This is a genomic window from Ferrigenium sp. UT5 (genome assembly GCF_045866295.1).
In the GTDB taxonomy this organism is placed as follows: Bacteria; Pseudomonadota; Gammaproteobacteria; order Burkholderiales; family Gallionellaceae; genus Sideroxyarcus.
Genome location: NZ_BAAFRY010000022.1, coordinates 1 through 13,805 on the forward strand (window position 1 = coordinate 1; position 13,805 = coordinate 13,805).

Here is a 13,805-nt window from a genome sequence, read left to right on the forward strand (position 1 = left end):
CACAACGAAGCTGGCCAGACAGTCGCTGCGTGCCTTGTTGCACGGAGAGGACAACGAAGTTGCAGTGAAGACTCATGCGCGCAGCGCGTGAGGTCGAAACTAAAGTCCGGGCTCGCGGACGTTCTGCACCCCCCATGCTAAACTACACAACGAAGCTGGCCAGACAGTCGCTGCGTGCCTTGTTGCACGGAGAGGACAACGAAGTTGCAGTGAAGACTCATGCGCGCAGCGCGTGAGGTCGAAACTAAAGTCCGGGTTCGCGGACGTTCTGCACCCCCCATGCTAAACTACACAACGAAGCTGGCCAGACAGTCGCTGCGTGCCTTGTTGCACGGAGAGGAAAGTCCGGGCTCCGCAGAGCAGGATGCCGGTTAACGACCGGACGCCGCGAGGCGATGGAAAGTGCCACAGAGAACAGACCGCCGATGGCCCGACTTCGCCGTTCGCATGAACGGCAAAGTCATCTCAAGAAGAGCGGTGGCGAAAGCCACCGGGATAATTGAGAGGGATCAGGCAAGGGTGAAACGGTGGGGTAAGAGCCCACCGCGGACGTGGTGACACGGACGGCACGGCAAACCCCATCCGGAGCAAGACCAAATAAGCAGGCCATGACGTTGCTCGCGTCGCTTGCGGGTAGGTTGCTTGAGCGTCAGGTAACGAAACGCCTAGAGGAATGACTGTCCACGACAGAACCCGGCTTATCGGCCAGCTTCACCCGACATGTTTTGCGGCGGATGTGCGCGACGAATTGAGTGGAAAGCTAACGCGAAGACGATGCGATTAAAAAGCCTGATTCGATTTTCCCTGTTGATCATCTTGTCCCTGTTCGCGCTGAATTTTGCGTTCAGTTTCTGGAACGCGCATCAGAAGGCGCACGCCGTCGAGCAGTTGCAACACGAGACCCGAGTGCTGGCCCTCACCACCTCGATCAAGCAAGGCATCGTCGACATCCAGAAGCAGGTCGCCCGGCTCGGCCAGTTGCCGCAGGACCGTGTAGCCGCGCTTAATGCTGCCGAAAAGGACAAGGCGGAGGCGCAATCCGCGAGCGTGGCAGGCGAGATTACCCGGCTCAAGTCGCTGGCGGATGAAATGTTGCTGCCCAAGGTGACCCTCATGCAGGCTCGCTACATGGAATTGGCCGCGTCCTGGCATCTGTTCTACACCCATTTCGGCAATGATTCCGGTCTGGCCATGACCGAGTTCGTGCTACACGCCGAGCCGTACAGCCAACAACTGATCTATCAGGATTTGCCTGCCCTGGAAGCGCATGCGAGTGAGCTGATCGTGCAAGCACAACTGCATTTGCGGGAAGCGGAATGGTGGTCCGAGCGCGCCGCGCTGATTTTCTTCGCGTTGTCCCTGCTGGTCGCCCTGTCGTTCGCGCTACGCGTGTACCGCCGCGTGGTGGATGGCATGCACGCTTTTGCGCCGGGGGTCGCCACCGTGCTGGCAGGCGGTGAAGCGCGCATCGGCCTGGCGGGCAAGGACGAACTGGGCGAGATTGCGGTTGCTTTCGAGGTTCTCAACGAAGATCTGCGCGCCTCGCGCAAACAGTGCGTCGAGCTGGAGCACGACCTTGTGCAACGCAACGCAGAAGTCGCGGCGCAACACCAGGAATCGCAGACGCTGCTGCGCAACATCCTGCCTGCTACGGTCGCGGAAGAATTTCGCAACAAGGGCTCGGTGCAGCCGCAATACCTGGAAGACGTTACCATCCTGTTCACTGACTTCGTTGGTTTTTCATCCTCCACCGAGAAATTGGCGGCGGAAGATCTGGTGTACATGCTGCATGACTATTTCAGCGCCTTTGACGAGATCTGCGCGCGTTACGGGATGGAGAAACTGAAGACCATCGGCGACAGCTACATGTGTGCAGCCGGCTTGCCCGAGCGTAATCCGTCGCACCCGGTGGATGCCGTGATGGCCGCGCTGGAGATCATCCAGGCCGTGATCGAACGCGGCAACCGCAATCCCAACTGGTCGATCCGAATTGGCATCCACACCGGTCATGTCATTGCCGGGATGGTTGGCACGCAGAAGTTCGCCTACGACATTTGGGGTGAATCGGTGAACTATGCCTCGCGCGTGGAATCGAGCGGCGAGCCCAACCGCATCGCGCTCTCGGCACAGACCTATGGTCGTATCAAGGATTTCTTCGAATGCGAGAAGCGGGTGAAGACGCACAGCAAGGTCGCGCACAAGATGGAGTTGTATTTTGTGAAAGGCTTCACACCCGGCCTGGTTGAAGACACCCGGCAGATGCCGCCGGAAGCCTTTGTGCGTCGTTATCGCGGTTACTTTCAGAAAGAGCCGCCGTCCTTTCCACCGCTGCGGGCGGCACTGGCGGGAAAAGCCGAGAAATAAAAAACGGGGCCGTGGCCCCGTTTTTTATTTGTTCTCGTTCAGCGCCTGCTCCAGTTGCTCGGCCGGCAAATAGCCCGGATTCATCACGCCGTTGGCGAAGATCAGCGCGGGCGTTCCATTCACTTTCAACTTGCGCCCCAGCGCCGTGACCTGGTCGGTTTTGGTGGCGCAATTCCCTTTGGCCGGCCGGATTCCTTTAAGCATCCAGTCATCCCATGCGCGGAACGGCTGCTTGCTGCACAACATGTCCTGTACCAGCGCGGCCGATCCCTCAAAGATCGGATACAGGAACACGTAATGGGTCAGGTTGTCGATCTTTTCCAGCTCATGCGCCAGTTTCTTGCAGTAGCCGCAGTTTGGGTCCTCAAAAGTGATCAGCGTCCGCTTGCCGTTGCCTTTGACTTTCTTGATGGCCAGTTCGAGCGGTAGCCGGGCGACATCGATGGCAAACAACTGGCGCGCGCGCGCGTCGGTGATGTTCTGGCGCAACTGCATGTCGAACAGCTTGCCGTCGAGCAGGTAACGCCCACTCTCGTCGGAATAGTAGATGTGGTCGCCGGTGACCACTTCGTACAGGCCATTGACCGGGGTGGGATTGACCTGGTCGATGGGGCCGACCGCTTGCTGGTAATTCTGTTGCAGGGTTTGTTTAAGGGCGGCCGTGTCATTGCCGGCGGCCTGGGCAAACGCAGCACACAGGGACAGGGAGAGCAGCAACAGTTTGTTCATCGAATGATTCCTTTCAGGGCGATTAGTTGAGCGCATGGCGGGCCAGCATTTTCTTCAGTGGCGTGACGGCATTTGTTGCTGCCAGCCCGACGTTGCGCAGGGTGCGCAGGAACGGGTTGGCGTTGACGAACAGGTGCTTGAGCGCATCGGTGGCGAGTTGCATGGACAGGATGTCCTCCTGTCGGGCTTTTTCGTAGCGGCGCAGCAGAGGCAGGTCGCCGCAATCCAGCGCGCCGCGCTGCATGAGAGTCTGTGCCAGTTCGCGCGCGTCGCGCAGGCCGAGGTTCACCCCTTGTCCCGCCAGCGGATGCACGTTGTGGGCGGCATCCCCGATCAGCGCCAGGCGCGGCTGGGTGATGTGCGCCAGATTCAGGACGCGCAAAGGGAAGGCGGCGGGGGGTGTGATGAGGGTTAATTCGCCCAGAGTGTAATTGGCTGCTGCCGACACGCGCGCGCACAGGTCGGAGTGAGTGAGCGCCAGCAGTTCGGCGGATTTTTCCGGGCTGACCGACCACACGATGGAGACGCGGCGTCCGGGCAGGGGCAGCAAAGCGAGGATGCCGTCCTCTTGAAACCATTGATGGGCGATGCCGCGATGGTTTTTTGCACAGGAAAAATTGGCGACCACGCCATGCTGCCGGTACGGCGTGGGCACCTCCGGCATGCCTGCCTGGTTTCGCACCCAGGAATCGCGGCCGTCCGCGCCCACAATCAGTTTGGCGCGGATCTCGCGCCCGTCCTGCAATTTCAACTGGGCAGAATCGTCCTGCCAGGCAAGTTCGGCGCAGCGTGCGGGCTGCAACAGGGTCAGATTCTCCTGTTCGCGCAGGACCTGCCACAAGGCATCCTGCAACAGGCAGCTCTCCATGATGAAGGCCAGTTCCGGGGCGCCAAGCTGGTAGGCGCTGAAATTGAGTCTGGCCCCGGTGTCGCCGAACACGCGCATTTCCTCAACGGGTTGCACCCGGCTCATGTCGAGCCGTTGCCATGCACCGCATGCGCGCAGGAAGTCGGCATTGCCGGGGGTGAAGGCATAGATGCGGCTATCCCAGGAGTCTGCAGCGGCAGGCGGAGGGGGCGGGGAAGCGCTCTCGACCAGGGCCAGTTTCAGGCTGCTGTCCTTGAGCGCTGCGGCCAGGCTGGCCCCGACCAGTCCGCCGCCGATGATGACGATGTCGAATTCCATGTTGAATCTCTTGAACGATGCGCAGAAAAATTCACCGGCATCATAGCATGAGGCATCTGATTAAATTATAATCAGCGCCCCCCACGGAACCCATCATGCAAATCGGCCGCTACAAATTAAAAAACAACCTGATCGTCGCGCCCATGGCGGGCGTGACCGACCGGCCGTTCCGCATGTTGTGCAAACGCATGGGCGCGGGCATGGCCGTGTCCGAGATGGTGGCCTCCAACTCGCTGCTGTACGGTTCGGAGAAGACACGCCGCCGTGCCAACCACGAAGGCGAGGTCGATCCGATCTCGGTGCAGATCGTCGGCGCCGATCCGAAGATGCTGGCGCAGGCGGCGCGGCACAACGTTGAGCACGGCGCGCAGATCATCGACATCAACATGGGCTGTCCGGCGAAGAAGATCTGCAACGTGATGGCCGGCTCCGCCCTGTTGCAGAACGAGAAGCTGGTGGGCGAACTGCTGCAGGCGGTGGTCGGCGCGGTGGATGTGCCGGTCACGCTGAAGATCCGCACCGGCTGGGACAAACAAAATCGCAACGCGGTCAACATCGCGCGCATCGCCGAAGACAGCGGCATCCAGGCGCTCGCCATCCATGGCCGCACCCGCGCCTGCGCCTACACCGGCGAGGCCGAATACGACACGATCCGCGCGGTGAAATCGAGCGTGAGCATTCCGGTGATCGCCAATGGCGACATCACCACGCCGGAAAAGGCGCGGGATGTGCTGCAACACACCGGTGCCGATGCGGTGATGATCGGGCGCGCCGCACAGGGGCGGCCGTGGCTGTTCCGCGAAATCGCGCATTTTCTGGCTACCGGCGAACATCTGCCCGCGCCGGCGGTGGAGGATGTTCGCACGGTTCTCGTGCAACACTTGCACGACCTGTATGCCTTCTACGGCGAGCAGACCGGCCTGCGCGTGGCGCGCAAACACATCTCCTGGTACACCAAAGGCCTGCCCGGATCGGCCGTGTTCCGGCACCGGATGAATCAGCTGGAAAGTGTGGAAGAACAACTGTCCGCGGCGAACGCATTTTTTGATGAACTGCAAAGCGGCAACCTGCAACTGCAATACGTGTAAAGGAATCGAAATGGGTGAGAACTGTCCGATCAGCGAGAACGATATCGCCAAACATGTGCGCAAGGCGTTGAACGATTATTTCAAGGACCTGGATGGCGAAGATCCCTCGGTTGCCATCTACGACATGGTTCTGTGCTGCGTGGAAAAACCGCTGATCGAAACCGTGTTGCAGTATGCGGGCAGCAACCAGACGCGCGCGGCGGAGTTGCTTGGCATCAACCGCAACACCCTGCGCAAAAAAATGCAGTTGCACGGCATTATGTAGTTCCGGTTTTTACCCGCCAATCCCTTTTTATTCTGGAAAACATCATGACAGCCATCACCCAAGCCCTCATCAGCGTGTCGGACAAGTCCGGCGTCCTCGAATTCGCGCAAGGGCTGCATGCCCTCGGCGTGAAGCTGCTCTCCACCGGCGGCACTGCCAAGCTGCTGGCGGACAACGGTGTGCCCTGCACCGAAGTCGCGGACTACACCGGCTTCCCCGAGATGCTGGACGGTCGGGTGAAAACCCTGCAACCAAAAGTGCACGCCGGCATTCTGGCACGGCGCGATCTGCCCGAGCATGTCGCCACGTTGAAGAAGCACGGCATCCCCACCATCGATCTGGTGGTGGTGAATCTTTACCCGTTCGCGGCGACCATCGCCAAACCGAATTGCACTCTGGAAGACGCGATCGAGAACATCGACATCGGCGGTCCGACCATGGTGCGCGCTGCGGCGAAGAATCACGCGCACGTCGCCATCGTCACCGATCCGGCTGATTACGCCGACGTGCTGGCCGAGATGCAGACCAACAAGGGCGCAGTGAGCGAAGCCACGCGTTTCGACCTGGCCAAGAAAGCCTTTTCGCACACCGCCGCTTACGATGCTGCCATCAGCAACTATCTCACCACGATCAACAGCGATGGCACACGCAGCGATTTTCCCGCGCAGATCAATTTCAACTTCGCCAAGGTCCAGGAGATGCGCTACGGGGAGAACCCGCACCAGAAGGCGGCGTTCTACCGCGAGCTGACCCCGCTGGCGGGCAGCATCGCCAACTACACCCAAGTGCAGGGCAAGGAACTGTCCTACAACAACATCGGCGATGCGGATGCCACGTGGGAACTGGTGAAGACCTTCGAGCAGCCCGCCTGCGTCATCGTCAAGCATGCCAACCCGTGCGGCGTGGCAGTGGCAGATACGCCGCTCAATGCCTACAAGCTGGCCTACGCGACTGACCCTACTTCCGCATTCGGCGGCATCATCGCCTTCAACCGCGAGTTGGACGAAGCGAGCGCGAAACAGATCACCGCCAACCAGTTCGTCGAACTCATCATCGCACCGTCGGCTTCCGATGCCGCGCTGGCAGTGACTGCCGCCAAGCAGAATGTGCGCGTACTAATCGTGCCCTTGTCCAATGCGCACAACCAATACGACCTGAAGCGCGTCGGCGGCGGTCTGCTGGTGCAGACGCCTGACCTGTTCGTGGTGCAACCCGAACATCTCAAAGTTGTCACCAAAAACCAGCCGACAAAAGAACAATTGCAAGACCTGCTGTTCGCTTTCCGCGTCGCCAAGTTCGTCAAATCCAACGCCATCGTGTTCTGCAAAGGCGGCCAGACATTGGGGGTGGGCGCGGGCCAGATGAGCCGCGTGGACAGCACGCGCATCGCCAGCATCAAGGCGCAGAACGCCGGGCTGAGTCTGGCGGGTTCGGTAGTCGCCTCCGATGCCTTCTTCCCGTTCCGCGACGGCGTGGACGTGCTGGCCGCAGCCGGTGCCAAGGCGGTGATTCAGCCGGGCGGCTCGATGCGCGATGCTGAAGTCATCGCGGCGGCGGACGAGCATGGGTTAGCGATGGTGTTCACCGGCTTCCGCCACTTCAGACATTAAGTAGAGTTGTTAACGTTGCACACACTTCGTGAGGAGGGTGCAGTGATACTTCGGTTTGATTTGCAGGGGGGTGATATGCGTATAGCGATTGCATTTCTACTGTGTGCATTGAGCGCCTGCTCCGAACAAGAGCGCCAGTCAGCTCTACCGAATACCTTTCAGCAAGGCTCTGCTTCCGCTGTGCCAACCGCAATTCCGCGCGAGATGACGGAGCTGGGAAAGCGAGAGGCAAATGAAATTGCCAAAAGCGAAAGCCGAGCAGAAAGAAAGGGGGAAACTTTGTTACTTCACCCTCTGTCTGGAAAGGTGATTGAATTAACCAACATTGAATCTTGTGAAAATTTTAATAGCTGTGTGTTCTATACCTATCGAGGTCTGATAGCAGACGGACAATTCTTCTTGGTGAATGCTGATTATTATGAAGGTGGCAGTGTTTTCGTGATTTCGAGAAAAACTGGTGAGCAAATAGACGCGATTGATGATCCTCATGTGTCGCCGGAGGGTAGGTACATAGTTTCAGCAAGTGCCTATGAGGCAGGTCGAGATTCGGGAGTTTTTTTATGGGAAATAGTGGATGGCGCCCTAGTTGCACGCTTCCGCTACATACCTGAGGACTATCAACTCTTTACTTTTAATCGCTGGATAGATTCGAATAGCGTAGAGCTGGTGAAAACTGCTTGGCCGCCTAAAGGTGAATGTCCAGAAGGAAAGCTAGCTGAATTCTCGATGAGGCTGGTTGATAAAAATGGGAAATGGCTACTTGAAGCTGCTTCTGAAAAAGGGAAATGTTTCCAGTGAATGTAGCGCGGTAGGGTGGGCAAGTTTTGTTGCCCACGCTGACATAGCGTTAAATTCTCCAAATTGGTAAGATGAGCAGACTTACCAGAAGGAGCTTCATATGCAAACCGTAAAACTCTCCACCAAGGGGCAGTTCGTCATCCCCAATGAAATTAGGAAAAGTCACCACCTCACAGAGGGAACGGAATTTGCGATTTCATTTGTGGGGAACGAGATTCGGCTGATCCCTTTGCCGCTGTTTCCCGTCACGACGGTTGATGATGCGGCAGGTTTGTTGGCTAGGCACGGCGTGAAAAAAACCGATGAGCAAATCACCCGCGCAAAAATCTCCAAGATGTTAAAGGCGCGTGACGCGGCAACCCGCGAATGATTGCACTCGACACCAATATATTGGCGCGTTTCCTGCTGAAGGATGACGCAGCACAATTCAGATTGGCACGCGAGCTGTTGGCTCGCCCGGAAATTTACACCGTTCCGCCTACGGTGATGCTTGAGTTGGTGTGGGTGCTGGAGTCTTACGAGTGCACTCGCCAAGAAGTGTTGCAGAGTTTGCGGATGCTACTGGGCTTGCCCAATTTCAAACCAAAATCATTCGAGGCTTTATGCCACGCCGTCAAATGGTATGAAGCCGGAATGGATTTTGGTGATGCGCTGCATTTGGCATTAAGCGATGGTGATGATGTTTTTGTTTCCTTTGACAAGTCATTCGGAAAAATTGCGGCGCAACACGACACCGTCCCGGCAGTGCAGGTATTGCGACGTTCAACAAAATAATGCGGGATAGCCATGAAAATACTAGTCATCGGTAACGGCGGACGTGAGCATGCGCTGGCTTGGCGGTTGGCGCAGGGCGCCAAGGTGCAGAAAGTTTTTGTTGCGCCGGGTAATGCGGGCACGGCATTGGAAGACGGCGTGGAGAACGTTGCCATCACAGCCATCCCAGATCTCATCGCCTTCGTGCAACGCGAGCACATCGAACTCACCGTGGTCGGCCCCGAAGCTCCGCTGGCAGCGGGCGTGGTGGATGCGTTTCGCGCGGCGGGTTTGAAAATTTTTGGCCCGACTAAAGCGGCGGCACAACTGGAATCCTCCAAAGATTTCGCCAAGCGTTTCATGACGCGCCACAACATCCCCACTGCATTCTTCGAGACGTTCAGCGAGATCGCTCCCGCGAAGGCTTATGTTGAAAAACAGGGCGCACCGATCGTCATCAAGGCCGATGGTCTGGCTGCGGGCAAGGGCGTGGTGGTGGCGATGTCGAAACAAGAAGCGTTCGATGCCATCGACATGATGTTGTCTGATAATAAGCTCGGTGATGCAGGCGCACGCGTGGTCATCGAAGAATTCCTCGCGGGCGAAGAAGCCAGTTTCATCGTCATGGCGGACGGCAAGCACGTGCTGCCGCTCGCCACCAGCCAGGATCACAAGCGTCTGCTCGATGGCGACAACGGCCCCAACACTGGTGGCATGGGCGCGTATTCACCCGCGCCGGTCGTCACGCCCGAAATCTATGCGCGCGTGTTGCGCGAAGTCATCCAGCCCGTCATGCGTGGCATGGAAAGCGAAGGCATCACCTATACCGGATTCCTGTATGCCGGTCTGATGATCTCACCCGATGGCAGCCTCAAAGTATTGGAATTCAACTGCCGCATGGGCGACCCCGAGACACAACCCATCATGCTGCGGCTGAAGAGCGATCTCGCCGCCATCGTCGAACACGCGGTGAACGGCACCCTGGACAAAGTGGAAGCGGAATGGGATAGACGCACTGCGCTCGGCGTGGTGATGGCTGCCGCGAACTACCCCGACACCCCGCGCAAAGGCGATGTCATCACGGGCTTGCCGAAGACGCTGGAAGACGGCCATGTGTTCCATGCCGGCACCGCCTTGCAAGACGGCAAGGTCGTCACCAGCGGTGGGCGCGTGCTGTGCATCGTTGCGCTGGGCGACAGGGTGAAGCAGGCGCAGAACCGAGCATATGAGTTCGCCGATGCGATTCATTTCGACGGAGCGCAGATGCGGCGCGACATCGGTTACCGGGCAATCGGAAGAAAGTAACGCTTCCGGGGTCTCCTCTCGTTGATATGCAGGATCAACTGCGACCTGGCGGGTGCTGGTGGTAAAATCCTTGCCGCATTCCGATTCCGAGCATCATGCCCCCTTCCTTCATTCATCTGCGTTTGCATAGCGAATATTCCATTGCCGATGGCATCGTGCGCATCGGCGAGGCGGTGGCGGCGGCGAGAGCGGATGCCATGCCGGCGCTGGCGCTGACCGATCTGTCGAATGTGTTCGGGCTGGTCAAGTTCTACAAGGCGGCGCGCGGCGCGGGCATCAAACCGGTGGTCGGTTGCGACGTGTTCGTCAGCAACGACGCGGCGCGCGAGCAGCCGTTCCGCTTGTTGTTGTTGTGCCAGTCGAATGCCGGGTATCTGCGCCTGTGCGAACTGCTCACCCGCGCCTATCTGGAGAACCAGTATCGCGGCCGCCCGGAGCTGCGCAAGCAGTGGCTGCATGAGGATACGGAGGGGCTGATCGCGCTGTCGGGCGCGCATCTGGGGGAAGTCGGCGGCGCCCTGCTGCACGGGAATGCCGCGAGCGCCCGGCAGCTGGCGCAGGAATATGCCGCGCTGTTTCCGGACCGTTTCTATCTGGAAGTGCAGCGCTGTGGCGTGCCGCGCGGGGAAGCGCATCTGCGTGACACGGTGCAACTGGCCGCGCAACTCGCGTTGCCGGTGGTGGCCACGCATCCGGTGCAATTTCTCACGCGCGACGCTTTCAAGGCGCATGAAGCGCGGGTGTGCATCGCCGAAGGCTATGTGCTGAACGACAAGCGCCGCCAGAAGGCATTCACCCCACAGCAATACTTCACGACGCAGGCGGAGATGCGCGAGCTGTTCGCCGATTTGCCGCAGGCGTTGCAGAACAGCGTGGAGATCGCCAAGCGCTGCAATCTGACGCTGAAACTGGGCAAACCGCAGTTGCCGGACTTCCCGACGCCGCAGGGCGAAACACTGGACGATTTTCTGCGCAGTGAAGCGCAGCGCGGTTTGCAACGGCGCATGCAACACCTGTATCCGGATTCCTCCGCGCGCGCGGGCAAACTGCCGGAATACCAGGCACGGCTCGATTTCGAGATCGGCACCATCATCAAGATGGGGTTTCCCGGCTACTTCCTGATCGTGGCCGACTTCATCCGCTGGGCGAAATCGTTCCGCGACGAGAAGTTCCCCAACGGCGTGCCGGTCGGGCCCGGGCGCGGTTCCGGCGCCGGTTCGCTGGTCGCCTATTCGCTCGGCATCACCGATCTCGATCCCTTGCGCTATGACCTGCTGTTCGAGCGCTTCCTCAATCCGGAGCGGGTGTCGATGCCCGACTTCGACGTGGACTTCTGCCAAGACGGGCGCGAGCGCGTGATCGAGTACGTGCGCCACCGCTACGGCGCGCACTGCGTTTCACAGATCGCCACGTTCGGCACCATGGCCTCCAAGGCGGTGATCCGCGATGTCGGGCGCGTGCTGGATTTTCCCTACATGCTGTGCGACCGCCTGTCCAAGCTGGTTCCCGTCGAAGGCGTGAAACCGGTGTCGCTGCAAAAGGCGCGCGCGATGGAGCCGGAGTTCAACGCCATCATCGCCAGCGAAGAGGGGGTGGAGGAATTGCTGGAGCTGGGCGAGCGGCTGGAAGACTTGACGCGCAACGTCGGCATGCATGCCGGTGGCGTGGTCATCGCGCCGGGCAAGCTCACCGATTTTTGCGCGCTATATTGCGCCGAAGGCAGCGAAAGCACGGTCAGCCAGTACGACAAGGACGACGTGGAGGCGGTCGGGCTGGTCAAGTTCGACTTTCTCGGTTTGCGCACCCTGACCATCATTGACTGGGCGGTGCGTTACATCAATGCGCTGCAAAGTGCGAAACCGGATTCCGGGAGTGTTCCCCCACCCCAACCCTCCCCCGATGGCAGAGGGGGCGAACGTTCCTCGCTGGCGCGAGTGGATGCTTTTAGTATCGACACCATCCCGCTCGACGACAAGGAAACCTACGACAGGATTTTCAAGACCGCGAACACCACCGCCGTGTTCCAGTTCGAGTCGCGCGGCATGAAGGACACGCTGGTGAAGGCCAAGCCCGATTGCCTGGAAGATCTGATCGCATTGAACGCCTTGTACCGGCCCGGCCCGATGGATTTCATTCCCGATTACATCAACCGCAAGCACGGCAAAGAACAGGTCATCATTCCCCATCCCTGTTTGGAAAAAGTGGTGGGCGCGACCTACGGCATCATGGTGTACCAGGAGCAGGTGATGCAGGCGGCGCAGGTGGTGGCCGGTTACACGCTGGGCGGCGCCGACATGCTGCGCCGCGCCATGGGCAAAAAGAAAGCCGAGGAGATGGCGGAGCAGCGCGGCATTTTCGTGGCCGGGGCGGCGCAGAACGGCATCGACGAAAAAAAGGCGAACGAAATCTTCGATACCATGGAGAAATTCGCCGGCTATGGTTTTAACAAGTCGCACGCCGCCGCGTATTCGCTGGTCGCCTACCAGACGGCGTATCTGAAGTGTCATTATCCCGCCGCCTTCATGGCATCGACCCTGACCTCGGAAATGGTCAACACCGACAAGGTCAGTTTCTTCTACCAGGATGCACAACTGCAGGGCCTGACCATCCTGCCGCCGGACATCAACCGTTCGCTGTTTCGGTTTACCCCGGTGGACGAAAAAACCATTGCCTACGGTCTGGGCGCGATCAAGGGCACGGGCGAGGCGGCGGTGGAGAACATCGTCGCAGCGCGGCAGGGCGGCGCATTCAGGGACCTGTTCGATTTCTGCCGCCGTGTGGACAACCGCATCGTCAACCGGCGCGCCGTCGAGGCGCTGATCAAGGCCGGCGCGTTCGATTGCATCAGCGACCATCGCGCCCAGCTGCTCGCCTCCCTCGATGCCGCCTTGAGCGATGCCGAACAGCGCGCGCGCGCGGCGAACCAGTGCAGCCTGTTCGGTGAAGCAGAATCGGAAATCATGCCGCTGCAACTGGCCGATGTGCCGCGCTGGAAATTGCGCGAACAGTTGCAACAGGAAAAGACCGCGCTCGGATTCTACCTTTCTGGCCATCCCTATCAGGAATTTGCGCCGGAACTGTCGCGTTTCGTCAGCATGCGCCTGGCAGAAGTGACGCCTGAGATGCTGCCGCCCGCCAATGGCAAGTCGCGGCGGCAGGAAAAGGAACTGGTGCTGGCGGGCATCGTCAGCGGGGTGCGCATCCTGCAAACCCGGCGCGGCAAAATGGCGGTGGTCACGCTCGACGACGGCAGCGCGCAGATCGAAATGACGGTGTTCAATGATTTGTACGAGCCGAACCGCACCTGGCTGCGCGACGACCAGCTGGTGGTCGCGCGCGGCCGCGCCAGCCTGGACGATTATTCCGGCGGCATGCGCATCACGGCGGATGCGCTGTTCGATTTCGCCTCGGCACGCGCCGCCTTTGCACAGCGTCTCGACATCGATTGCTCCATCGACGACGCGGTGCGCGTAGCGCAACTGGCGGAACTGCTCAAGCCGTATCGCGGCGGCGAATGCCCGGTGCAGATCAATTACCGCAATCTGCTCGGTGTGGCGACCCTGCGGCTGGGCGACGAATGGAAAGTCACTTTGCCGGACGAGTTGCTCGACGGACTGCGCGCGATATGCGAGGCGCAGAATGTGCGGGTGGTCTATAGCCAATAGTCGCCATTGAAGGAAACGCTCGGGCAGGAGTAGAATCGCGCC

11 protein-coding genes and 1 other RNA gene are annotated in these 13,805 nt (G+C 59.5%); 10 read left to right on the forward strand and 2 right to left on the reverse strand.

Going from position 1 to position 13,805, the window contains the following annotated elements:
* The first annotated feature begins 296 nt into the window (after positions 1-296).
* An RNA gene (gene rnpB, locus ACKTSJ_RS09015) (RNase P RNA component class A) lies at positions 297-717 on the forward strand.
* 57 nt (positions 718-774) lie between these two features.
* On the forward strand, positions 775-2,364 hold the full coding sequence (locus ACKTSJ_RS09020; RefSeq protein WP_407899474.1) for an adenylate/guanylate cyclase domain-containing protein: 1,590 nt from the start codon (positions 775-777) through the stop codon (positions 2,362-2,364).
* 24 nt (positions 2,365-2,388) lie between these two features.
* On the opposite strand, the gene ACKTSJ_RS09025 is transcribed toward ACKTSJ_RS09020, so the two are convergent.
* Together ACKTSJ_RS09025 and ACKTSJ_RS09030 are read right to left on the reverse strand one after the other, a co-directional pair.
* Positions 2,389-3,093 carry a DsbC family protein gene (locus tag ACKTSJ_RS09025; protein WP_407899476.1) on the reverse strand — a complete coding sequence of 235 codons (705 nt, stop codon included), beginning with the start codon at positions 3,091-3,093 and terminating at the stop codon, positions 2,389-2,391.
* A 22-nt stretch (positions 3,094-3,115) separates the two neighbouring features.
* On the reverse strand, positions 3,116-4,279 hold the full coding sequence (locus tag ACKTSJ_RS09030; RefSeq protein ID WP_407899478.1) for a UbiH/UbiF family hydroxylase: 1,164 nt from the start codon (positions 4,277-4,279) through the stop codon (positions 3,116-3,118).
* 95 nt (positions 4,280-4,374) lie between these two features.
* Here ACKTSJ_RS09030 and dusB point away from each other — a divergent pair, with 95 nt between their 5' ends.
* From dusB to dnaE, 8 genes are all read left to right on the forward strand, one after another.
* Positions 4,375-5,367, forward strand: coding sequence for a tRNA dihydrouridine synthase DusB (gene dusB / locus ACKTSJ_RS09035; RefSeq protein ID WP_407899480.1), 993 nt, complete (start codon positions 4,375-4,377; stop codon positions 5,365-5,367).
* 10 nt (positions 5,368-5,377) lie between these two features.
* Entirely contained in the window at positions 5,378-5,632 is a 255-nt protein-coding gene (locus ACKTSJ_RS09040; RefSeq protein WP_407899482.1) for a helix-turn-helix domain-containing protein, read from the forward strand.
* A gap of 44 nt (positions 5,633-5,676) precedes the next feature.
* Positions 5,677-7,242, forward strand: coding sequence for a bifunctional phosphoribosylaminoimidazolecarboxamide formyltransferase/IMP cyclohydrolase (gene purH / locus ACKTSJ_RS09045; protein WP_407899484.1), 1,566 nt, complete (start codon positions 5,677-5,679; stop codon positions 7,240-7,242).
* 75 nt (positions 7,243-7,317) lie between these two features.
* On the forward strand, positions 7,318-8,040 hold the full coding sequence (locus ACKTSJ_RS09050; protein WP_407899486.1) for a hypothetical protein: 723 nt from the start codon (positions 7,318-7,320) through the stop codon (positions 8,038-8,040).
* Between the two features lie 100 nt (positions 8,041-8,140).
* Positions 8,141-8,410, forward strand: coding sequence for an AbrB/MazE/SpoVT family DNA-binding domain-containing protein (locus ACKTSJ_RS09055; RefSeq protein ID WP_407899488.1), 270 nt, complete (start codon positions 8,141-8,143; stop codon positions 8,408-8,410).
* Entirely contained in the window at positions 8,407-8,814 is a 408-nt protein-coding gene (locus ACKTSJ_RS09060) for a type II toxin-antitoxin system VapC family toxin (RefSeq protein WP_407899490.1), read from the forward strand. Before ACKTSJ_RS09055 ends, ACKTSJ_RS09060 begins: the two co-directional genes overlap by 4 nt.
* 12 nt (positions 8,815-8,826) lie before the next feature.
* Positions 8,827-10,098 (forward strand): phosphoribosylamine--glycine ligase, encoded by a 1,272-nt coding sequence (gene purD / locus ACKTSJ_RS09065; RefSeq protein ID WP_407899492.1) that lies wholly within the window; start codon positions 8,827-8,829, stop codon positions 10,096-10,098.
* Between the two features lie 95 nt (positions 10,099-10,193).
* On the forward strand, positions 10,194-13,763 hold the full coding sequence (gene dnaE / locus ACKTSJ_RS09070) for a DNA polymerase III subunit alpha (protein WP_407899494.1): 3,570 nt from the start codon (positions 10,194-10,196) through the stop codon (positions 13,761-13,763).
* Positions 13,764-13,805: the final 42 nt, after the last annotated feature.